Origin of the sequence: Paenibacillus sp. sptzw28 (genome assembly GCF_019550795.1) — a bacterium.
Taxonomy (GTDB): domain Bacteria; phylum Bacillota; class Bacilli; order Paenibacillales; family Paenibacillaceae; genus Paenibacillus_Z.
The window spans coordinates 5,091,153-5,111,195 of record NZ_CP080545.1 but is presented as its reverse complement, the minus strand read 5'-3'; the positions used below and the strand labels follow the sequence as shown (position 1 = coordinate 5,111,195).

Below are 20,043 nucleotides of genomic sequence, written 5' to 3'. Positions count from 1 at the left end.
CGACTTTCTTGCCTTTATGTAGGAAGGGACGAGCCGGTGAAAGCAAAAGCCCGAAGTCCTACCTCAATATCGTGACTTGGATAGGTCCCCGGGCTTCTCCTTTTATTCACAGCGGCGGCGGCTGCCGTATAAACCAGCGTCTATAGAAGCAAAAATAAAAAGGCGATAAGCGCCAAGTCGATTGCGAACGCCTCGGCATAAGGACTATAAGGCGCAAACCCATTGTACGGATAATACGGGTCATACGATTGCGTCTCCGCCTTATCCGTCTGCAGCGTTTGCACCGTTTTCCCGGTTTTCCGGCCTTTTTTCTTGCTTTTGCTCTGAACGTGGGTTATCCCGCCCGCTGTTCCTACAGATGCGGCGCTTGAATAACCCTGATTCTCATTGAGCATTAGCCGGCCTCCCCGGCAGCTGCTGAGAATTCCGACGTGGCGTTGGCCTTCCTTGGTTACGATACAAACCGGCATACCGCAGAACTTTTCAATGTGTTCCTCGTGGAGCGGAAAGATAGGTTCCATCCGTTGTTAACACCTCCCCTGAATTCCTTGCAACAGTGTATTCACCTAGGGGCGGTTGCGTATGGATATTTACCCATTCTTATTTCGATTTGAAGCTTTGGGCTAAGGGAGTGAGCATCTTGCCGCCAAAAACTATTTCGCAAAAACCGTTATCCAAACGAACAGGAAGAAGCGGAATTTTGATAGCCCTCCTGATTATAGTAACTGCCGCCTGGTGGACTATGGGGAATAAGCGGGAGAATTCGGTCAAAGAGCTTTCTCAGAGCATGCTTCTTAGCGACCTGTCGACCGTTTGGCATTGGTGTGAGGATGAGCTTGTCGGGGGTTCGCGGCAATCGCGATGGTCCTTCCGGTGGGATGGACAAGGTATGCAGGTGAATACCGGGGTATTGGCGAATAAGCTCGGCATTGCATTAAAGCAGACCGACAATGAGACGTTACAAGGCGAGGCTGATATGGAAAACGGCCGGGTTAAAATATCCTTGTGGATCCATGTTCAGGCCGGATCCAAGCAGCAGCCTGCAAAGGAAAGTACAGAGCCCTCGCGAGGCAATGGAACGCCCGTCCAAGCGGTAATTCTCATGAAGCCGCAGGATGGAACCGATCTGACTGAAATCACCGCCGCTGCTTCGCATGTTCAGCAAGCGGTTTCCGCTGCAGATTTCACCTTTGCCGGCAGCTTCGCCGTCAGGGGAGAGCCTGCCAAAGCGGCAGCTGCGAGCCGGATAGCCGATATGGCCCACGCGAAGCGCCAGGAAGTGTATAACGATGGCCAAACCGACAGCGTAACGTACTTTACCCCCGAATTGAAAACGGCGGTCAAAAGCGGCAGCAACAGCGTTAATCTGCAAATGGCTGAGATACGCGCGACGGGTGGCGGCAGGCGGCAAATTGTAATCGGCGTTCCATTGATTACGGGAGATTATACTGATCCGGATTAACGTTTTCTTCAGGCCTCGATCAGTTTTTTTTATGGGCGCATGAATGGCATCTCTCGCCTTGTTATGCTAAACTACATAACATGATCAATACGGTTGTACTATACAAAAATACATAAGAGAGAATGAGGTAATGACCGACGTGAGCAAACACGAATCAATTGCCGCAGCGGGTGCGGTTTACTATTTATTTGGCGCGACAGGCGATTTGGCGCGGCGGAAGCTTTTCCCTGCGCTCTTCAGCTTATATAAAGAAGGAAAATTGGCCGAAGATTTCGCTGTGGTAGGACTTGCCCGCAGACCTCGGACCAATGATCAGTTCCGCGCTGACGTTAAGGAGTCCATCAACGAGTTTTGCAGATACAAACAGGGCGATGACGAAACGTGGACTAAATTCGCTGAGCATTTTGTTTATATGTCGCTTGATATCAACAATTTGGACGGCTTTCAGGAGTTGAACAACCTTACGGAAGAACTGGATGCCAAGTTTGATATTCCAGGCAACCGACTATTTTATTTAGCGCTTGCGCCTGAATTGTTCGGACCGGTTTCATTGAACCTTCGCGACGGAGGCTTATTGGAATCGAAAGGCTGGAACCGGCTTGTCATCGAGAAGCCGTTCGGCTACGATTTGCAATCGGCGCGTAATCTCAATGAGCAGCTCAGTCATGTCTTTAAAGAAGAAGAGATTTTCCGTATCGATCACTACCTAGGCAAAGAAATGGTGCAAAATATAGAGGTTCTTCGTTTCGCGAACGCGTTTTTTGAACCGCTCTGGAATAACAGTCATATCGCTAACGTACAAATTACTTTGTCTGAGACAGTCGGTGTCGAGGAGCGCGGCGGTTATTATGATAAGTCGGGTGCACTGCGTGATATGGTGCAGAATCATATGCTGCAAATGCTGGCGATGATCGCTATGGAGCCCCCGAGCAGGCTGCATCCGGAAGATATCCGTGACGAGAAGGTAAAAGTGCTTCGTTCGCTCCGGCCGTATTCGGCTGCCGAAGAAATCGACAAGCACGTCATTCGCGGCCAATATGTGGAGGGGACAGCCAAAGGCAAGCCTCTTACGGGATATCGCCAGGAGGACTCGGTAAACCCCAACTCTGCGACGGAGACTTACTTTGCTGCCCGGGTATTTGTAGACAATTTCCGATGGGCTGGTGTGCCTTTCTATATCCGTACGGGCAAGCGGCTTCCGGTAAAAACAACCGAGGTCGTAATTGAGTTCAAAAATGTCCCGAATAACGTTCTGTTTGCCCGACGTAACGAATTGGCACCGAACCTGCTTGTCATACGGGTCAACCCGATGGAAGGCATCTACATCAAGTTTAATGCAAAGAAGCCGGGAGTCGATAATGTCATACAGCCCGTGTCGATGGAATTTTGCCAAAGCTGTCAGATCGGCCTGAATACCCCGGAGGCGTATGAGCTCCTTATATATGATGCCGCTCGCGGCGAGTCGACCTATTTTACCCGCTGGGATGAAGTGTCGCAGGCGTGGTCATTTGTCGACAGAATCGCCGAAGCTTGGCGCGATGGTAGTTCAAGCCTGCAGTTTTACCCTGCGGGATCATGGGGTCCGGAGCGGACCGACCAGCTGTTGGCCGAGGACGGATTCCACTGGTGGCCGGTGAACGGTCAGGACGAAGATAATGTCATTTGGATCTCGGGTGGTCCGAAATAGGGCAGTAGGAAGCTTGCGAAGCTGCGTTTTGCTCCGCAAAACGCCAAGCAAATGCTTACGAAGCTGCGTTTTGCTCCCGCAAAACGCCAAGCAAATGCTTACGAAGCTGCGTTTTGCTCCCGCAAAACGCCAAGCAAATGCTTACGAAGCTGCGTTTTGCTCCCGCAAAACGCCAAGCAAATGCTTACGAAGCTGCGTTTTGCTCCCGCAAAACGCCAAGCAATGCTTACGAAGCTGCGTTTTGCTCCGCAAAACGCCAAGCAAATGCTTACGAAGCTGCGTTTTGCTCCCGCAAAACGCCTGAGGAGGTACCATTCCATGCTCAAAATATATGATATCTCCATGACAATTCAGGAGAGCATGCAGGTCTTCAACAATAAAGAAGAGAAAAAACCGAAAATAACGAATATTACAAACCATGAGAACGGCCAGGCCGTGTATGAATCCCGCATCGACATGAATGTTCATTCCGGAACGCATGTAGACGCTCCGCTGCATATGCTGGAAAACGGCGAGACGATCGAGACGATCGGCCTTGAACAGTTGATTGGCCATGCTCGTGTTGTTGATCTGACACATTGCGAAGAGTATATTACTCGTGCCGACTTGGAACCGCTTGGACTGCAGAAGAACGATTGGGTTATATTTAAAACGCGCAATTCCTTCAGCGAAGAATTCGACTTCAACTTTGTTTTCCTTCGGGAGGACGGCGCCCGTTATCTGGTCGAACTGGGTATCAGGGGCCTCGGGACGGATGGGCTGGGCATTGAACGCGCTCAAGCGGAATATCCCACTCACCGCTCGCTATTCCGAAACAGTATCATTATCGTTGAAGGACTGCGGCTTAAGAATGTGCCTGCCGGCACTTACTTTATGGCTGTGGCTCCGCTTAAGCTGACAGGTATCGAAGCTGCTCCGGCGCGTGCATTTCTGATCGGCGGCATGTAAATATGAAGGGAATAGGGTAATGAGCAAAACGTTGACAGATGAATTAAAACAAGAAGTCGGAAAACGGCGGACATTCGCGATCATCTCTCATCCGGATGCGGGCAAAACGACGCTGACCGAGAAACTCCTGCTCTTCGGGGGAGCTATCCGACTAGCCGGAACGGTGAAAGCGCGCAAAGCGAGCCGGCATGCGACGAGCGACTGGATGGAAATTGAGAAGCAGCGTGGTATTTCGGTCACTTCTTCCGTGATGCAGTTTGACTATAACGGCCACCGCGTCAATATACTGGATACACCAGGTCACCAGGATTTCAGTGAGGATACCTATCGGACGCTCACTGCGGCAGACAGCGCGGTCATGTTGATCGATGTCGCCAAAGGTGTAGAGGCGCAGACAATCAAGCTGTTCCAGGTGTGCCGCAAGCGTGGCATTCCGATTTTCACTTTCATTAATAAATTGGACCGTGAGGGACAAAGCCCGTTTGATTTAATGGAAGAGATCGAGCGCGTGCTTGGTATCCGGGCCGTACCGATGAATTGGCCCATCGGCATGGGAAGAGAGCTATGCGGCGTATATGACCGCATGAAAAATCAGGTTGAACTGTTTCAAGGCGATGACCATTCGACGATTTCCGTACGGCCTGTGTCGGATTATAATGATCAGGTTATTCGGGAGATGGCTGGCGACTACCTTCATGACCAGCTGGTTCAAGACTTGGAGCTGCTTGATGTCGCCGGGGACCAGTTTGATTTCGACAAAGTTCGGGCGGGCGAGCTGACGCCTCTGTTCTTCGGAAGCGCGGTTAATAACTTCGGTGTCCAGACGTTCCTGGAAAACTTCTTGCAGCTCGCGCCTTCACCGACTTCACGCAACACGACAAACGGTTCAGTGGAGCCGACCAGCGAGAAGTTTTCGGGGTACATTTTTAAAATCCAGGCGAATATGAACCCGGCGCACCGCGACCGAATCGCGTTTCTCCGAATTTGCTCCGGCCGTTTCGAACGGGGAATGAGCGTCAGGCATGTGCGCGCAGGTAAAGAAATCAAGCTTTCGCAGCCGCAGCAATTCCTCGCCCAGGACCGCGATATTGTCGAATCTGCTTTTCCAGGCGACATCATAGGATTATTCGACCCCGGGATATTCCGCATCGGGGATTCTCTGTCACAGGGAAGCGACATCGTGTTCGATGAGCTGCCGACATTCTCGCCCGAGCTCTTTGCTAAAGTTACCGTTAAGAACGCACTCAAGCACAAGCAGTATCAGAAGGGTATCGATCAGCTGACGGAAGAGGGGACAATCCAGGTTTTCCACTCGACCGGTAATTTTGATGAAACGATACTTGGTGTAGTAGGACAACTGCAGTTCGAGGTGTTTGAACATCGGATGCGCGCTGAATACGGCGTTGAAATACAACTGCATCGGATGCAGTTCCAGTTTGCCCGTTGGATTGTCGATGAGAAGGTCGATCCTTCGAAGTTCCGGATTAACTCTTCGCTGGTGAAGGATAAGAAAGGCAACTACGTGGCATTGTTTGAGAACGAGTACGCGATGCGCACGGCGATGGATAAGAACCCGACCTCGAAGTTTCTCGAGATGGCTCCCTAAAACAGCACACAAAAGAAACGATTAACTCCTTCCATAACGACGGTGTTAGCGAATATCGAATATTCTCTATAAAGAAAGACCCCGAGGCGCCAAATTGGCGATTCGAGGTCTTTTGCATGTGTGTTACATTTGCTGCGCCTCATCCGGACGCCCTCTGCCGGCGAGCTGCTCCATCCGGCGAAAGTGTTCGATTTGATCAAGAATCTCCCGCTCAATAACTTCGTTAAACTCACGAATCATGCGAGGGAGCAGGAACAAATCTACCATAATCCAAATGAATAATGCTAGCGCGGGAAGGACGAACAAAATAATCGAGACGATTGCAGCTATGTCCGAGCCTATCTCGCTTGCGACTGCCATTACGAAATAAAAAATCGCAGCGGCTGCAAATAGTATTAATTGGGCGACTGCGGTTCCTTTCCGCTTTAAGTAAAAGCGGTGAAGGCCAAGATGCCCCCCTATAAGCATCAGGTAGGCTGTTGCCGTTGACTTCTCGGCCGCACGCAGCTCAGAGGTAAAGACCATAAGTTCGTTTAGAGACAAATCTTGTTTGGAGAGCATCTGCGTAGGCTCCTATCGGTTCATTGCATTATTGAAGTGCTTTTGGGCAAAGATGTCATCCATGATTTTACCTTCTACATTACGATTATGATCTTTTACCCATGTGTGCAGGAGAAATGCGTCGATCACCCACCATATAGACGTTGCAATCAGACCTACAACAGTAATGGATAAAACTAGCTGAGTTACCGCCGTGCCTGTCTTCTTCATGTAGAAACGGTGCGCCCCGAATATGCCAAGAAAATACCAGAGAATATAGGCTACCACCATGTTTTTCCCCTGATTCTTCACTTCCGATTCCAACAGGAGCAATTCGCGAGCGTCAAGCTGACTCTTTTGAGCGATATTGTAGTTCATTTGTCTTAAATCCCCTTTGTCATAAAATGTTCGAAAATAGACTTTCTTAGTATAAAGGAACTGTTTACAATCAACAAGAAAAAAATTGTAGCTTAGGTTGAAATGTGGGAAGAGATGGATATCTTTTTTGTCCGGTAGAGCAAGTTTTCTTATTGACAGCCGTATATGATCATGAGAAAATGTACGCGTGTACATAGTGCTGATGCACTTAAGGATTGGAGGAAGGACTTATTCGTAGAAAAGAGGTCGCTAAGCTTGCCGGTGTGTCGGAAGCCACGGTTTCGCGCGTACTGAACGGCGTGGGACCGGTTAAGGAGGACACTCGAGAGCGGGTCATGGCGGCCGCGCGGCAGTTGAATTATGTCCCAAGCGCGCTTGCGCAGCGGTTTGCCCGCAGCAAGAGCGGAAATCTCGGTGTTATCCTGCCGCTGCTGCCCAAAGTGAACCTGTTCTCAACGTATTACTTTTCCGAAATACTGAGCGGCATTGGCATAACCGCCAAAGAACGCGGCTACGATTTACTGCTGTTGTTTCGAAAGCCGGAGGAGCCAAGAGAATATGCGGATTTGTTCCGGATGCAAAAAATTGACGGATGCATTATTCTTGGCGCCCAGGATGTTCCGGATGAACGGGCAGCGCTTTCCGAGCTTCAGGAGGGGCAATATCCATTTTGCCTAGTGAATCAGCGATTCGATGGCCAACCCTACAACACTGTCGACGCTGATCAGCGAATGGGCAGCTATGCCGCTGCGAAACATCTGATCGGCCAAGGGTATGAACGCATTATTTTTCTTAATGGACCATCCGTCTATTCCAACAGTTTGGACCGGCTTGAAGGGTATCGCCAGGCACTTTCGGAGGCTGGGCTTGAGTATGACCCATCCATGGTGCTTGTAGGCAATTACAGCCAGAAGAGCGGATATGAACATGCGGAAGCGGTTGCACGACTGCTGGGAAATGGACGGAAGAATGCAGTTATTGCCGCAAATGACCGGATGGCGATCGGTTTGCTCCAAGGATTGAAGGAATGCGGCGTATACGTTGGCAAAGATCTCGCTCTGTTCGGCTGCGATGATTCGGACGGTGCGCGGTTGACCGATCCACCGCTTTCGTCGATTTCCGTCCCTTTCTACAAAATCGGATGTGAGGCGGCATCGAGACTGCTCGACATCATTATGGGGACGCCTGAACAGAAAAACGGATTTTCCGTAAAACTGCCGGTACAGCTGGCCGTTCGCGTATCTTCTGGGCCATTGGCCTTGCAAGGATTAGGGTAAAAGGAACAACATTTTCTTCGAGAGGCGGAACTTATCGATGAGCAATGTACGTGTCGGTATGATTGGCTACAAATTCATGGGAAAGGCACATAGCAACGCTTACCGGGCGCTGCCGATGTTTTTCCCGAAAGTGTTAAAACCGGAGATGAAGGCGATTTGCGGGCGCGACCCGGAAGGGGTGGAGCAAGCGCGAGCGCAGTTCGGTTGGGAGAGCGCGGAGACCGACTGGCGCAAATTGATCGCCCGCAATGATATTGATTTGATTGATATTAATGCCCCAAGCGATGCGCACAAGGAGATTGCTCTAGCCGCCGCCGCTGCAGGCAAAAATATTTTTTGTGAGAAGCCGCTGGCGCTGAATTTGGCCGATTCCATCGAAATGTTGAACGCCGCCGAGCAAGCCGGTGTCAAGCATATGGTGGGCTTCAATTATCGTTTTGCTCCCGCCGTACAGCTTGCAAAGAAGCTGATCTCAGAGGGGCGCATAGGGAAAATCTATCACTTTCGCGGATGGTTCCTTCAGGACTGGATCGTCGATCCGGATTTCCCGCTGGTTTGGCGTCTGCAGAAGGAAATCGCCGGCTCAGGTTCACATGGAGACCTTGGAGCTCATGTCATCGACTTGGCTAGGTTCCTCGTGGGGGAATTCCAGGAAGTTATCGGCATGAGCGAAACATTCGTGAAAGAGCGGCCGGTTCCGACGGCCATGACCGGACTTAGCGCCAAAGGCGATAAAGATGCCCCGCGCGGACCGGTAACTGTCGACGATGCAACACTGTTTCTGGCCAGATTTGCCGAAGGCGCGCTGGGCAGCATTGAAGCGACTCGATTTGCGCCCGGTCACCGATGCACGAATGCTTTTGAAATTAACGGCAGTAAAGGGAGCATCAAGTTCGATTTCGAGCGGGTCAACGAGCTGGAGGTTTACTTCAGCGACGACGCAGCGGATGTGCAAGGGTTCCGGCGAGTGCTTGCGACAGACCCGGCGCATGCATACAGCGATGCTTGGTGGCCGGCAGGCCATACCATAGGTTACGAGCACACGTTTACCCATGAGCTGCATGAATTTATGCTGGCGCTTGCAGAAGACCGGCAGCCGGTGCCGAATTTCTTTGACGGCGTCGAATGTCAGGCTGTACTGGAAGCCGTGGATAAATCAATTGAAGAACGACGCTGGGTCTCACTTTCCGAGCTTCGGTAAATTTATTAAGAGAAGGGAGAGAACTATGAGAAAAGCACTGATCGTATGGGGCGGCTGGGACGGCCATGAGCCCAAGGAAGTGTCCGCCATTTTTGCCGATATGCTGCGCAAGGAAGAATTTGAAGTAACCGTTTCGGGTACGCTTGACGCATATAAGGACGCTGAGCTTATGGCGGGGCTGGACCTTATAGTTCCGGTATGGACGATGGGCACAATTGAACAAGCGCAGCTCCGACCACTGCTTGATACTGTCCAGGCTGGCTGCGGGATCGCCGGCTGTCACGGCGGAATGGCCGACTCTTTCCGCAATGAGGTGGAGTATCAGTATATGGTCGGCGGTCAATGGGTTGCCCACCCGGGCAATGATGGAGTGGTGTACGATGTGAATATGACCGATTCCGAAGACCCGCTCACTGCAGGGATCGGTGATTTCGTGGTATGCTCTGAACAGTATTATATGCATGTTGATCCGGCTGTAAGGGTGCATGCGACCACCTCGTTCGGAGATGTGAAAATGCCGGTTGTGTGGACCAAAACATGGGGAGAAGGCCGTGTTTACTATAACACGCTGGGGCATCAGGCAAATATTGTGGCTATGCCGCAAACGATGGAGCTTATGCGCCGGGGTTTCCTGTGGGCCGCCCGCGGACAGGGCACACCGGTTGGAAAATAGTCCGCCCTTAGATACCGCTTTTCTTTTTCTTTCATTACTTAGTTTATGTTTATCCTTATGATGCGGCGTATTCCGATGGGGTGCCTTGGGAGGAATTACTGAATGAAACGAGTTAAAGTCGGTATTGTCGGCTGCGGCAACATCAGCGGCATATACTTTACCAATTTGCAGAAATATCCGGAGATTGACCTTGTAGCGGCTGCCGATCTTGACCTGGTGCGCGCACAGCAAAGGGCTGAGGAGTTCGGTTTAGCCAAAGCATATACGGTCGATCAGCTTCTTGCTGATGTGGAAATTGATGTCGTCGTTAACCTGACGATCCCGAAGGCACACGCTTCGATTTGTTTGCAGGCGCTTGAAGCGGGCAAGCATGTCTATGTCGAGAAACCGCTTGCCGTCACCCGCGAAGAGGGACTGCAGATACTTAAACTTGCCGCGGATAAGGGACTGCGTGTCGCCAGCGCCCCCGAAACCTTCCTGGGCGGAGGCATCCAGACGTGCCGCAAGCTGATAGATGACGGCGCAATCGGTACGCCGATAGCAGTGTCGGGGTTTGTAATTGGGGGCGGACACGAAAGCTGGCATCCCGACCCTGAGTTTTATTATGAAATCGGCGGCGGACCAATGTTCGATATGGGGCCTTATTATTTGACTGCATTCGTTACGCTGCTCGGACCGATTAGCCGTGTTACAGGTTCTGCGGTCATTTCTTACCCGGAGCGGACCATTACAAGCGAGAAAAAGCGCGGCAAAACGATTAAAGTCGAAACGCCTACACATATTGCAGGCGTAATCGATTTTGAAAGCGGCGCGGTGGGAACCCTGATTACAAGCTTCGATGCGAAGGCAGGCACTTCGCTGCCGAATATTGAAATTCAAGGGAGCGGCGGCACTCTTCTTGTACCGGATCCGAACAATTTCGGCGGTGTCGTGAAGCTGCGTCGTGCAGGCGGCGACTGGGAAGAGGTCCCTTTGACACACGGCTATACGGATAACAATCGGGGAATCGGCGTGGCCGATATGGCCCGCGCCATTAACGACGGAGGGCCTCATCGCGCGAGCGGCGCGATGGCGTACCACGTGCTTGAAGCGATGCATGGATTCCACGATGCCTCCCGCGAGGGAAAGCATTATAGGATGCAGAGTACTTGCGAGCGTCCGGATCCGATGCCGGCGCTTGAACCGCAATCGAAATAGGCGCCTTTAATTAATAAAAACAGCTTGCCGCTGCGGCGAGCTGTTTTTATTTCCGGCCCAAATATAGTATAGTGTCTCTAATATTTGCTGGCTGCAGGCGATATGCGTTAGTTAGGGGTTGTTGATACGTCATCCGTGCGATGCAGGTGGTTGTATAATGTCTCAACCATCCGATTCTGATCGGCGGAAAGGCTGTTCATCCAGATCATTTCGAATAAAACGCCAAGCCCCGGAAGCGCCCTCTCGTCGTTGCCAATGGAGCTTTCGATAACGTCAGTCAATTCTTCGCCGGTTTTGTCATGCACTCGCTGAACGATAGCCTGCCGCAAATCAAGATTGTTCAACCGGATCCCTCCAAAGTCATTCTCGTATTTAATATATCCCGGGAAAGTTGTTTTCATCCTGGCGACTGTGTTCGGTTATGTTCGGAGGCTGTGTTATAATAAGCAAAGTATGTCCACTTGAAAATAAGGGGTGTGCGGTTGTTGGCTAAGAAGCAATTTGCAGTGATCGGTATGGGACGATTCGGATCGAGTATAGCGAATGCACTATCGAATCTCGGTTTTGAAGTGCTGGCTATCGATACAAACGAGCAAAAAATTCAAGAGATTTCCGCTTCCGTAACCCACGCCGTTTCGGCGGATACGACGGATGAGGATACCTTGCGCGCACTTGGCATAAGAAATTTTGATGTAGTTGTCGTAGCGATCGGGGCCGATATCCAGTCGAGTATTTTGACGACATTGATTTTGAAGGATCTAGGTGTCCCGAGACTCATCGTTAAAGCGCAAAACGAACTCCACGGTAAGGTGCTCAGCAAAATCGGCGCCGACAAAGTTATATTTCCGGAGAGGGACATGGGGCTGCGGGTTGCTCATCATCTAATTTCGCCCAATATTCTGGATTTCATTGAACTCTCGGATGATTATAGTATCATCGAGATGAGAGCGCCCCTCCAAACCATCGGAAAAAATTTAAAGCAGCTGGACATTAGGGCTAAATATAAATGTAACGTTCTGGCGATTAAAACGGACAATCATATGAACATTTCTCCATATGCAGAAGATATCATCAAGGATAATGACATTCTGGTTATAGTAGGCAAAAACGAAGATTTGAAAAATTTCGAAATCGTATACGCGGAAGGCTGAATAATACAGTGAGTAAACCGATAACGAGCATTACTTCATTACAAAATGAGGCGGTTAAAGCGATGGCGGCGCTGCAAGAGAAAAAGCACCGCGATCGCAGCGGCAAGTTTATTATAGAAGGCGTCCATCTTGTACAGGAAGCGCTGCTTGCCGGTGCAGCCGTAGAGAAGGTTGTTTATGACGCGGAGCGGGGTATTCCGGGTGAACTGCGACGGCAGCTGCATGAAGCGGACTTGAAGCTGATCGAGGCGTCAACTGCGGTAATGGCCAAGTGCAGCGGCACCGATACGCCGCCGCCTGTATTTGGAGTTGTGGCTAAGCCCGTCTGCGATTTGAGCGATTTGTACAGGCAGGATACGCTCGCCGTCGTACTGGACGGAGTGCGCGACCCGGGCAATATCGGTACCATCATACGCAGCGCCGACGCGGCAGGTGCGACGGCGGTTGTTCTCGGCCGCGGATGCGCCGACTTGTACAATCCGAAAACGGTCCGTTCGACGATGGGATCGCTGTTTCATTTGCCGATTATTGAAGGAGATTTGGCCGAACTGCTTCCGGAAGCAAAGAGCAAAGGGATGACAATTGCCGGAACGAGTCTGAAGGCAACAGAAACTTGTTTCAGCTATGATTGGCGGGGTCCGACGTGGCTGCTGCTTGGCAACGAGTCAGAGGGATTATCCGCTTCGTCTTTTGAGATGGTTGACGCGAACGTGATTATTCCGATACATGGGAGGTCGGAATCGCTCAATGTGGCGATGGCGGCTACAGTTCTTCTTTATGAGGCTTTGCGGCAGCGCAAATACGCCAATAATTCCTGATGGCCCCCGTGTCCTGTTGGCCCGAGCAGACCTACCTGCAATGTTAGCCCGGGCTGCCGGAATAATTCTCCTTCCAACCGTACATCTTAATCGGAGAGTATGCGTTATCTGATTACGAGAGAAGGTTTCGGTATGGAGAACTGGGAAGAAGGCTTGAGACCCACTATGACCCGGCAATCAGGCGCTGCATATCCGGCTGCCGGAGAGACGCTTATCGAGCGGTTTAAGCGCTACTATGGATATTATCGTCAAACATCCGATGTAGATATCAGCTTTATCTCCGCCTATCAAGCTCTGCTGCTTTCACTTTTGGATCAGGTCAGCAGATGCGCCGATGACGGCGATTTGGATGCGATTCGTAATCTAATGCGTGAAATAGACGAGATCCGCCATTCCATTCAAGGCAGCAACGATTCTGTCAAAGAGCGGTTCGAAACGGAATATCGGGATAGCCATCCCGTATCGTGAGCGTATGGTTGATCGGCAAGCAAAAAAGCCCGTTAATGCTGTGGTGCCGGGATCGCAGCATTTAACGGGGCTTTTTTGTCCGATCCCTTCAGTGAACGGGATCGTTCTCGAATACTAACTCGTCGACCAGCTCATTTCGGTGCATGAGTGACAGATTCAAGCCGTTGTAATCTTTCTCCTTGTCGAGCTCTCTCATGAGCAGGGATGAGATGACACCTGCGTCGTCCACGAACGAGCGATCCCGGAAATCGATAAAACCTGTAAGCCGACGGCTCTGGATATCCACTGTAGCTGTACCAATCGGCAAACTTTCGGATTCTTCATAAATCTCATAGGTCAGAGCATCCACATCATCACGGACGAGAATGACACTAAAACGGTCCTCGCCACTGGCACCTATGTTCTCGACAGGAGTGTCCAGCAGGTCTTCATGTGTCAACTCCACTGTCTCCAGCAATTCACCTTCGAATCGATGATCAAGGACGAACGTATCGACCAGGTCGTCATTATACTTGGAAACGATCATTTCCGTAACCCGTTCAATTTCCTCGTCCGCCGGCTCGAATTCCCAGCTGATATGTCCGATTACATCTGAATCTGAAGTCCTGAGGAATGCTTCGGCAGCCAGCTCTCCCGCCTCATTAAACAGATGAAAGCGAAGACGATTGCGCTTCTTGTCCGCAACAACGAGCTGAAAGTCCAACGCAGCTTCGCCGGCCTCTTCTTCATTTGCTTCTGCATTCGCTTTTGCATCCGCTTCATCGCCGGTATCAGTCATAATTTCATCAAAGTCGGCGTTTGTAATTAGTATATCGTAGCTCTCCGCTGCGACGGCATGGGCGAAGGAGAGAATGTGTTCCTCGAGCATCGCAATGATACGGTCTTTATCCTCCGCTTTGAGCGATTTCCTCTCGAGCTGTATGGATCCCGCTAACCGGTCCCCTTCACGGTAAACCAGCATCATCGATCCGGCATAACGGCCTCCCAGCATAATATCACAGGCTTCACCGCCTGCTGTTTTTAAATTCGGTTTGAGCTCAATCGCGTGCATAGCTACGCCTCCCAGTAATGAATGTCAGCCTTTGTTAGCCTTCCCGAAAGGGACGAAATATAGACTGCTGCTGCGGGTTAACCCCGGGCGGAGGGAACAGGAATTTATTTCATCTGCTCCGCATACTTATCTCTTTGAGCAAAAATGCGCTAAAGGGAGGGAGACCATGCACCCCCTGCGATTAGTTATGGGAGCCAAGGCTGAACTTGGAGAAGGGCCCAGCTGGGATGCACGCCGGAAGCTGCTGTACTGGGTCGATATTACGAGGTTTAAATTGCATGTTTACAATCCGTTGACGAAGCAAGATATGACCTTTAACGTAGGGCAGTACATCGGTGCAGTCGTACCCAGACGCTCAGGAGGGGTGGTAATGGCACTGCAGCACGGGTTTTATGCTTTTGATTTCGAAACGTGGCAAATGACTCTGCTGGGCGCTGTGGAATTGGATAAGCCGAACAACAGGTTCAATGATGGAAAGTGCGATGCGGCCGGACGATTCTGGGCAGGGACGATGGCACACGATTATGCGCCGGGGGCAGGCTCGCTTTATTATCTGGATACCGACTGTACGATAAAGAAAGTAATTGCCAATGTTACCATTTCCAATGGTATCACCTGGAGTCCCGACAATTCGGTTATGTATTATATTGATTCGCCTACATTAAAAGTAATGTCTTATGATTTCAATCTGGCGACCGCAGAGCTAAGCAATCCACGAGTCGCAGCGGAGGTCGGCCAGGGCGAAGCATTCCCGGACGGTATGACGTCGGATGAAGAGGGAATGCTTTGGGTGGCTGTCTGGAACGGTTATGCCGTCAAGCGCTTGGATCCGGGAACGGGCCGGCTTCTTGAAACGGTGAATGTTCCGGCAAAGCGCACGACTTCATGCGTTTTTGGCGGAGACCGGTTGACTGAGCTTTACATTACTTCTGCGCGTATCGGATTGGAAGAAGATGTGCTGGCTAATGAACCGAACGCCGGAGGAGTGTTTGTTTTAAAAACCGGCGTAAGGGGAATGCCTACTTATGCTTTTGGCGGGTAACCCGCGAATAATATGGGAAGCGACAAAACAGCCGGACAAGGGAGCCTCCTCCCTTTGTCCGGCTGTCGTATGTTCTGCGCAATGCAGTGATTACAGCTCAACCCATTTATCGGACCAATTCCCGATTTCATTAAAGATGGGCTGCAAAGCGCGCCCCTTCTCTGTCAGCGAATATTCAATCCGTACGGGAGTCTCAGGATAAACCTCACGGTTCACAATGCCAGCCTGCTCCAGTTCTTTCAGCCGTTCGGATAATATTCTTCCGCTAATACCCGAAAGCGCCGATTCCATGGCGCAGAACCGCTGTGGACCGGAAAGAAGCTGAAACACAACCAAGCCTACCCAACGTTTACTCAGCAATTCCATGCCTTTCTCGAATCGCGGGCACAATGCAGCCTGTTCCAATTGAATCACCTCCCCATAATTATACTATACCTTATCCCCACTTAAAATAATATAGTTCTTAATGAATAGTAAATAACTTGACATATGTAATTTAAAAGCTGTAAACTTACTTACATAAAGTAACCGTAGATAATATTAGTGATACCACGAAGGCAATCTTGGTCATGAGCACATAAGACCTTCTCCTTACGGAGCCCGGAAAACAAAGCGAACTGAACATTCATACTTAATTAAGCCAGGAGGAACAGCAATGATTCAACAGGACATATTGTCGATTTTAGAGGATAAAATTCAAACCGTCACTCATCTTGGCCGTACTAATATTCTGGCAGGACCCATTAAGCTTCCAGTCAGTTTGGGCGGTGAAACGGTCATCTTTCAATGGTATTGCTGGATGCCGGTTGCAGATGCGGCCGCTATCGTCCACAAAGAAAAGCCGGATACAGCTTCCCTGGTCGAGCAGCTTTCCTCCCTGGATTTGGCGGAAAAGCAGCAATCAAGCGTCCTTGTATACGGTGACTTTGCCAATTCCGATGAAGCGCTCATTCGGATGCACAGCATTTGTCATACAGGGGACATATTCGGAAGTAAACGCTGCGACTGCGGATTCCAGCTTGAGCAATCAATGAAAATGATCGCTGCAAAGGGATCGGGCGCGTTATTCTATTTGGCGAACCATGAGGGAAGAGGGATCGGGTTGTTCAGCAAAGCAATGGCCTATCTTCTTCAGGAAAAAGGATATGATACCGTAGAGGCGAATTTGGAGCTCGGATTTTCGGATGACGTCCGCAATTACGATGATGCGATCGGTATTCTGAAGAGCCTGCGCCGGCGTCCCGTGACTGTGATCACGAATAACCCCAAGAAGCTCGAGGCCTTGAAAGCTTCAGGGATGAATATCGCCGGCCGGATTCCGCTGTGGGGAGATGTGTCACCCTTTAACGAGAAATACCTTCGCACTAAAATTATCCGTTCCGGCCATTTGGGGCAAAGCAAGGACCGGCCTAATGAGTCTGCATAAAACTTGAGGTAAAAAGCAGCATGGCCTGCTCGCAGTGCTGACATTCACCGTCCTCAGACACCTCGCTTTGAGGGGTGTTTCTTCTTTTTTGGACGGCCCGCGCATAAGCTTGGAAGGGGAATGCGGACGAAGTGCGGGAAGGAGGCGGTCGCATGCCAAAGTGGGGAAGAAGAGGCTGGCGGAGCAGCCGTTTACGCCGAACGGGGAAAGCCAGCCGCGGGAAACTGTGGTTGTTCGCGCTGCTGATCGTTTTTTTATTCTTCTTTCAATCATTTGTTTTTGTTGAGCGGAATTTGCAAGGACCACTTATGGCGTTAGCCAAAATACGCGTGAAGCAGGTGGCTACGCAAGCGATCAATGAGGCGATTTCGGAACAAGCGGCGGTTCAAACCGACGCCCAGAAGCTCATTGATTGGAAAACGAATGCGGGCGGTAAAATTTCGGGGTTTATGTTGAATTATGCGGAGCATATGAAAATAACTTCCGAAACCGCTGAAAAAGTACAGTCGATTCTTAATGAAACAGGTGATCTTCCGCAGAAAATTCCGCTCGGTCAGGCGCTCGGCAGTTCAATAATCGCCTCGTTCGGCCCCCGGATACCATTCAAGTTCGAACCGGCGGGGGCCGTTAAAGTCGATTTGGAGACCAAGCAGCAGGACGCGGGCATCAATATGATTCTGGTTGAAGTATATATGCATATTGTCGCCGAGGTGTCGATAATCATTCCGTTTGATACGCAGCCTGAGCTTGTAGAGACTGAAATTCCGATCTCATACTTGCTCGTGGTCGGCGACGTCCCGATGTACTATTACGATAATAAAGGGAATCCCGTCGGGGATTCCGCTGCCGGAGCTCCCACTCTCTCGCTCCCGATGCAGAACGGCCAGAGCGGAATATCAACTCCTAATACAAGAACGAATATCGGCGGTGTCGATGGTTCCCAGCATGCAAGTGATCAGGATTCCAATGGGACGGGGACAAATACGGCCAAATAATCCAAGCTGTAACCGATCAGCGGTGGGAAAAGGCGTTCTGCCGCGATGACAGACGCCTTATTTTTACCGTTTATTTAGCTTCCTGCGGTCTTGAATCTCCCATTGACGAAGCAGGGGATAGGGGTCGAACGACCATTCAAGGAGACCGATGTCACGGTAAACGCCATAATGCAAATGCGGCGGAAATTTACCTTGAGTGCCGGGTTTACCGTAGCCCGAGCTGCCTACCCATCCGATCGTTTGCCCCGGCGTTACGATGGACCCGGCCTGTATCGTTTTATCATAACCAGACAAATGGGCGTAATAATGATAAATGTTATTCAGATCGCGGATACCGATCCTCCAGCCGCCAAAAGGATTCCAGCCTTTGATCTCCACGACTCCATAGCAGGTGCTTCGCACGGGCACGCCGTAACCGGCAAAAATATCGGTTCCTTCGTGAATGCGGTAACCGCCCCAGCTTCTGCGGCTCCCCCATGTGCTGCGGTACGAATAATTACTCTTCACCGGAACAGGGAAAGCATGATCGAACAGCTCGAGCCGGCCGAACGCGGCATATAAGCGGGAAAACTGCCGGATTCGTTGGACAGCCCTTGTATTATGATAATACTGCCATACGCCGATAGCGAAATCATCCTCCGCTGGGCCGAAATGCATGAGATGATTCGCTACAGCAAAGAGAAGGTCGGCATCATTCGTGCGTTGGGCGAGTCCGTCGCCGTCCCCGTCAATTCCAAGACCGCTAAACCAACGGATTGAAGCGGGAATCTCATCTTGGACATCCGGATTCAGCTCACCTGCCCAAGCGGTTTCGGTTACAAAAACGCCTATCGACTCTCCGAGCTGCTTTCTCGTCTTCGGACGTGCTTTCGTGATGGTTCTTTCATATTGATCGACAGCGGCAAGCCGGTACCATGGGATCCCGGTCGCCGCACTCATTTGATTGTACAGCGCTTGCCGCTTTTCAAATAAGTTTGCTTTAGGATTTTCTGTTTCGGGCGGTTTGGCCGACGCTTCCGCTAAACAGCCGAATGGCAGCAGCAATCCGGCTGCACAAATGAGAAGCATGACGCGATTTAACAAAACACGGCTCATCGCTTCCCCTCCTTTTTGATACGTAATTTCCTTACGCAGATACATGTTATCATTTGCTTATCATTGGTTTTTATCCGAAACGTGCTATAATAAGACGCAGGAGAATACAGAAAGCAGGTATATGCCTCATGAAGACAAAGCAGCAGGAGCCGGCGCGTAAGCCGGACTGGCTTCGGATAAAATTAACTACAGGCGGCAATTATGCCGAACTTAAAGATATGATGCGTTCCAAGACGCTGCATACGGTATGCGAAGAAGCGCGCTGCCCCAATATTTATGAATGTTGGGCAAACAGGACTGCCACTTTTATGATTCTCGGCGACATTTGCACGCGTGCATGCCGTTTTTGCGCTGTTAAGACGGGACTGCCGACTGAGCTTGATCTGCAGGAGCCGGAGCGCGTTGCGGAAGCCGCTGAGCAGATGGGTCTGCGCCACTGCGTTGTAACCTCTGTAGCCCGCGACGATTTGGCCGATGGCGGCGCGATGATTTTTGCCGAGACTGTAAAGGCGATACGCAAGAAACTTCCGCTTTGCAGCGTAGAAGTACTGATACCGGATTTTCAAGGCAGCCGGGAAGCACTCCAAACGGTTATGGATGCAGGTCCTGATATTCTCAATCATAATATCGAGACAGTCGAGCGTCTTTCCGACCGCGTCCGCGCCAGAGCGAAGTATGCAAGATCGCTGGAGCTGTTGAAGCAAGCCAAGGCGATGAAGCCGAATATCCCGACCAAATCGAGCATCATGCTTGGTGTCGGGGAGGAATGGGACGAAATTTTGCAGGCGATGGACGATTTGCGTGCGGTTGATTGCAATATATTGACTCTTGGCCAATACTTGCAGCCCACGCCGAACCATCTTCCGATTGAACGCTATGTACACCCGGATGAATTTGCAAAGCTGAAAGAAGAAGGACTGAAACGAGGGTTCAGCCACGTTGAATCCGGTCCGCTTGTTCGCAGCTCTTATCATGCACACGAGCAGGTACAGTCTGCAACCGGGGCAAAAACGGCAACTTTGTGAGAA

At 50.7% G+C, this 20,043-nt stretch carries 22 protein-coding genes; 15 read left to right on the top strand and 7 right to left on the bottom strand.

Annotated elements, in window-relative coordinates:
* Positions 1-140: 140 nt before the first annotated feature.
* Positions 141-521 (bottom strand): hypothetical protein, encoded by a 381-nt coding sequence (locus KZ483_RS23455; RefSeq protein ID WP_220349999.1) that lies wholly within the window; start codon positions 519-521, stop codon positions 141-143.
* A 119-nt stretch (positions 522-640) separates the two neighbouring features.
* Between KZ483_RS23455 and KZ483_RS23450 the strand changes: the two genes are divergently transcribed.
* The 4 genes from KZ483_RS23450 (at position 641) to KZ483_RS23435 (ending at position 5,703) form a co-directional block, all read left to right on the top strand.
* Positions 641-1,462: a YwmB family TATA-box binding protein gene (locus tag KZ483_RS23450; RefSeq protein ID WP_220349998.1), complete on the top strand. Its 822-nt coding sequence runs from the start codon at positions 641-643 to the stop codon at positions 1,460-1,462.
* A 130-nt stretch (positions 1,463-1,592) separates the two neighbouring features.
* Positions 1,593-3,149 carry a glucose-6-phosphate dehydrogenase gene (gene zwf, locus KZ483_RS23445; protein WP_220349997.1) on the top strand — a complete coding sequence of 519 codons (1,557 nt, stop codon included), beginning with the start codon at positions 1,593-1,595 and terminating at the stop codon, positions 3,147-3,149.
* A gap of 318 nt (positions 3,150-3,467) precedes the next feature.
* Positions 3,468-4,097, top strand: coding sequence for a cyclase family protein (locus tag KZ483_RS23440; protein WP_220353639.1), 630 nt, complete (start codon positions 3,468-3,470; stop codon positions 4,095-4,097).
* A gap of 19 nt (positions 4,098-4,116) precedes the next feature.
* Complete coding sequence (locus KZ483_RS23435; protein WP_220349996.1) at positions 4,117-5,703, top strand: peptide chain release factor 3; 1,587 nt, start codon at positions 4,117-4,119, stop codon at positions 5,701-5,703.
* Between the two features lie 123 nt (positions 5,704-5,826).
* Here the strand turns inward: KZ483_RS23435 and KZ483_RS23430 are convergent, their stop codons facing one another.
* Both KZ483_RS23430 and KZ483_RS23425 read right to left on the bottom strand, forming a co-directional pair.
* On the bottom strand, positions 5,827-6,264 hold the full coding sequence (locus KZ483_RS23430; protein ID WP_220349995.1) for a TM2 domain-containing protein: 438 nt from the start codon (positions 6,262-6,264) through the stop codon (positions 5,827-5,829).
* Between the two features lie 12 nt (positions 6,265-6,276).
* Positions 6,277-6,621, bottom strand: a complete 345-nt coding sequence (locus tag KZ483_RS23425; RefSeq protein WP_220349994.1) for a TM2 domain-containing protein — start codon at positions 6,619-6,621, stop codon at positions 6,277-6,279.
* 215 nt (positions 6,622-6,836) lie between these two features.
* On the opposite strand from KZ483_RS23425, the gene KZ483_RS23420 reads away from it, so the two are divergent.
* From KZ483_RS23420 to KZ483_RS23405, 4 genes are all read left to right on the top strand, one after another.
* Complete coding sequence (locus KZ483_RS23420; protein WP_220349993.1) at positions 6,837-7,898, top strand: LacI family DNA-binding transcriptional regulator; 1,062 nt, start codon at positions 6,837-6,839, stop codon at positions 7,896-7,898.
* 37 nt (positions 7,899-7,935) lie between these two features.
* Positions 7,936-9,099, top strand: a complete 1,164-nt coding sequence (locus KZ483_RS23415) for a Gfo/Idh/MocA family protein (protein ID WP_220349992.1) — start codon at positions 7,936-7,938, stop codon at positions 9,097-9,099.
* Between the two features lie 25 nt (positions 9,100-9,124).
* Positions 9,125-9,772, top strand: a complete 648-nt coding sequence (locus tag KZ483_RS23410; RefSeq protein ID WP_220349991.1) for a ThuA domain-containing protein — start codon at positions 9,125-9,127, stop codon at positions 9,770-9,772.
* Positions 9,773-9,874: 102 nt separating this feature from the next.
* The gene (locus KZ483_RS23405) at positions 9,875-10,969 is read left to right on the top strand and encodes a Gfo/Idh/MocA family protein (RefSeq protein ID WP_220349990.1); all 1,095 of its coding nucleotides are present in this window, start codon (positions 9,875-9,877) and stop codon (positions 10,967-10,969) included.
* Between the two features lie 107 nt (positions 10,970-11,076).
* On the opposite strand, the gene KZ483_RS23400 is transcribed toward KZ483_RS23405, so the two are convergent.
* Complete coding sequence (locus tag KZ483_RS23400) at positions 11,077-11,370, bottom strand: small acid-soluble spore protein SspI (RefSeq protein ID WP_220349989.1); 294 nt, start codon at positions 11,368-11,370, stop codon at positions 11,077-11,079.
* 84 nt (positions 11,371-11,454) lie between these two features.
* On the opposite strand from KZ483_RS23400, the gene KZ483_RS23395 reads away from it, so the two are divergent.
* From KZ483_RS23395 to KZ483_RS23385, 3 genes are all read left to right on the top strand, one after another.
* Positions 11,455-12,120 carry a potassium channel family protein gene (locus KZ483_RS23395; protein WP_220349988.1) on the top strand — a complete coding sequence of 222 codons (666 nt, stop codon included), beginning with the start codon at positions 11,455-11,457 and terminating at the stop codon, positions 12,118-12,120.
* 8 nt (positions 12,121-12,128) lie between these two features.
* A complete protein-coding gene (locus KZ483_RS23390; RefSeq protein ID WP_309568610.1) occupies positions 12,129-12,938 on the top strand; it encodes a TrmH family RNA methyltransferase in 810 nt (269 codons plus the stop codon).
* Between the two features lie 132 nt (positions 12,939-13,070).
* A complete protein-coding gene (locus tag KZ483_RS23385; protein ID WP_220349987.1) occupies positions 13,071-13,406 on the top strand; it encodes a hypothetical protein in 336 nt (111 codons plus the stop codon).
* 88 nt (positions 13,407-13,494) lie between these two features.
* Here the strand turns inward: KZ483_RS23385 and KZ483_RS23380 are convergent, their stop codons facing one another.
* Positions 13,495-14,457, bottom strand: a complete 963-nt coding sequence (locus KZ483_RS23380; protein ID WP_220349986.1) for a hypothetical protein — start codon at positions 14,455-14,457, stop codon at positions 13,495-13,497.
* Between the two features lie 187 nt (positions 14,458-14,644).
* On the opposite strand from KZ483_RS23380, the gene KZ483_RS23375 reads away from it, so the two are divergent.
* Complete coding sequence (locus KZ483_RS23375; protein ID WP_258881391.1) at positions 14,645-15,499, top strand: SMP-30/gluconolactonase/LRE family protein; 855 nt, start codon at positions 14,645-14,647, stop codon at positions 15,497-15,499.
* A 90-nt stretch (positions 15,500-15,589) separates the two neighbouring features.
* Here the strand turns inward: KZ483_RS23375 and KZ483_RS23370 are convergent, their stop codons facing one another.
* Positions 15,590-15,904, bottom strand: coding sequence for a winged helix-turn-helix transcriptional regulator (locus tag KZ483_RS23370; protein ID WP_220349984.1), 315 nt, complete (start codon positions 15,902-15,904; stop codon positions 15,590-15,592).
* A gap of 250 nt (positions 15,905-16,154) precedes the next feature.
* On the opposite strand from KZ483_RS23370, the gene KZ483_RS23365 reads away from it, so the two are divergent.
* Together KZ483_RS23365 and yunB are read left to right on the top strand one after the other, a co-directional pair.
* Positions 16,155-16,925: a GTP cyclohydrolase II gene (locus KZ483_RS23365; protein ID WP_220349983.1), complete on the top strand. Its 771-nt coding sequence runs from the start codon at positions 16,155-16,157 to the stop codon at positions 16,923-16,925.
* 152 nt (positions 16,926-17,077) lie between these two features.
* Positions 17,078-17,920 (top strand): sporulation protein YunB, encoded by an 843-nt coding sequence (gene yunB, locus KZ483_RS23360; protein WP_220349982.1) that lies wholly within the window; start codon positions 17,078-17,080, stop codon positions 17,918-17,920.
* Positions 17,921-17,983: 63 nt separating this feature from the next.
* On the opposite strand, the gene KZ483_RS23355 is transcribed toward yunB, so the two are convergent.
* Entirely contained in the window at positions 17,984-19,015 is a 1,032-nt protein-coding gene (locus KZ483_RS23355; protein ID WP_309568609.1) for a M23 family metallopeptidase, read from the bottom strand.
* Between the two features lie 128 nt (positions 19,016-19,143).
* Here KZ483_RS23355 and lipA point away from each other — a divergent pair, with 128 nt between their 5' ends.
* Positions 19,144-20,040, top strand: coding sequence for a lipoyl synthase (gene lipA / locus KZ483_RS23350; protein ID WP_220349981.1), 897 nt, complete (start codon positions 19,144-19,146; stop codon positions 20,038-20,040).
* The last annotated feature ends 3 nt before the right edge of the window (positions 20,041-20,043 follow it).

What these genes read in the sequence shown, in the direction of transcription:
- KZ483_RS23455 (WP_220349999.1), bottom strand. Translation starts at nt 521, where the DNA reads ATGGAACCTATCTTTCCGCTCCACGAGGAACACATTGAAAAGTTCTGC.
- zwf (WP_220349997.1), top strand. Translation starts at nt 1,593, where the DNA reads ATGACCGACGTGAGCAAACACGAATCAATTGCCGCAGCGGGTGCGGTT.
- KZ483_RS23440 (WP_220353639.1), top strand. Translation starts at nt 3,468, where the DNA reads ATGCTCAAAATATATGATATCTCCATGACAATTCAGGAGAGCATGCAG.
- KZ483_RS23435 (WP_220349996.1), top strand. Translation starts at nt 4,117, where the DNA reads ATGAGCAAAACGTTGACAGATGAATTAAAACAAGAAGTCGGAAAACGG.
- KZ483_RS23430 (WP_220349995.1), bottom strand. Translation starts at nt 6,264, where the DNA reads ATGCTCTCCAAACAAGATTTGTCTCTAAACGAACTTATGGTCTTTACC.
- KZ483_RS23425 (WP_220349994.1), bottom strand. Translation starts at nt 6,621, where the DNA reads ATGAACTACAATATCGCTCAAAAGAGTCAGCTTGACGCTCGCGAATTG.
- KZ483_RS23415 (WP_220349992.1), top strand. Translation starts at nt 7,936, where the DNA reads ATGAGCAATGTACGTGTCGGTATGATTGGCTACAAATTCATGGGAAAG.
- KZ483_RS23410 (WP_220349991.1), top strand. Translation starts at nt 9,125, where the DNA reads ATGAGAAAAGCACTGATCGTATGGGGCGGCTGGGACGGCCATGAGCCC.
- KZ483_RS23405 (WP_220349990.1), top strand. Translation starts at nt 9,875, where the DNA reads ATGAAACGAGTTAAAGTCGGTATTGTCGGCTGCGGCAACATCAGCGGC.
- KZ483_RS23400 (WP_220349989.1), bottom strand. Translation starts at nt 11,370, where the DNA reads ATGAAAACAACTTTCCCGGGATATATTAAATACGAGAATGACTTTGGA.
- KZ483_RS23385 (WP_220349987.1), top strand. Translation starts at nt 13,071, where the DNA reads ATGGAGAACTGGGAAGAAGGCTTGAGACCCACTATGACCCGGCAATCA.
- KZ483_RS23380 (WP_220349986.1), bottom strand. Translation starts at nt 14,457, where the DNA reads ATGCACGCGATTGAGCTCAAACCGAATTTAAAAACAGCAGGCGGTGAA.
- KZ483_RS23375 (WP_258881391.1), top strand. Translation starts at nt 14,645, where the DNA reads ATGGGAGCCAAGGCTGAACTTGGAGAAGGGCCCAGCTGGGATGCACGC.
- KZ483_RS23365 (WP_220349983.1), top strand. Translation starts at nt 16,155, where the DNA reads ATGATTCAACAGGACATATTGTCGATTTTAGAGGATAAAATTCAAACC.
- yunB (WP_220349982.1), top strand. Translation starts at nt 17,078, where the DNA reads ATGCCAAAGTGGGGAAGAAGAGGCTGGCGGAGCAGCCGTTTACGCCGA.
- KZ483_RS23355 (WP_309568609.1), bottom strand. Translation starts at nt 19,015, where the DNA reads ATGAGCCGTGTTTTGTTAAATCGCGTCATGCTTCTCATTTGTGCAGCC.
- lipA (WP_220349981.1), top strand. Translation starts at nt 19,144, where the DNA reads ATGAAGACAAAGCAGCAGGAGCCGGCGCGTAAGCCGGACTGGCTTCGG.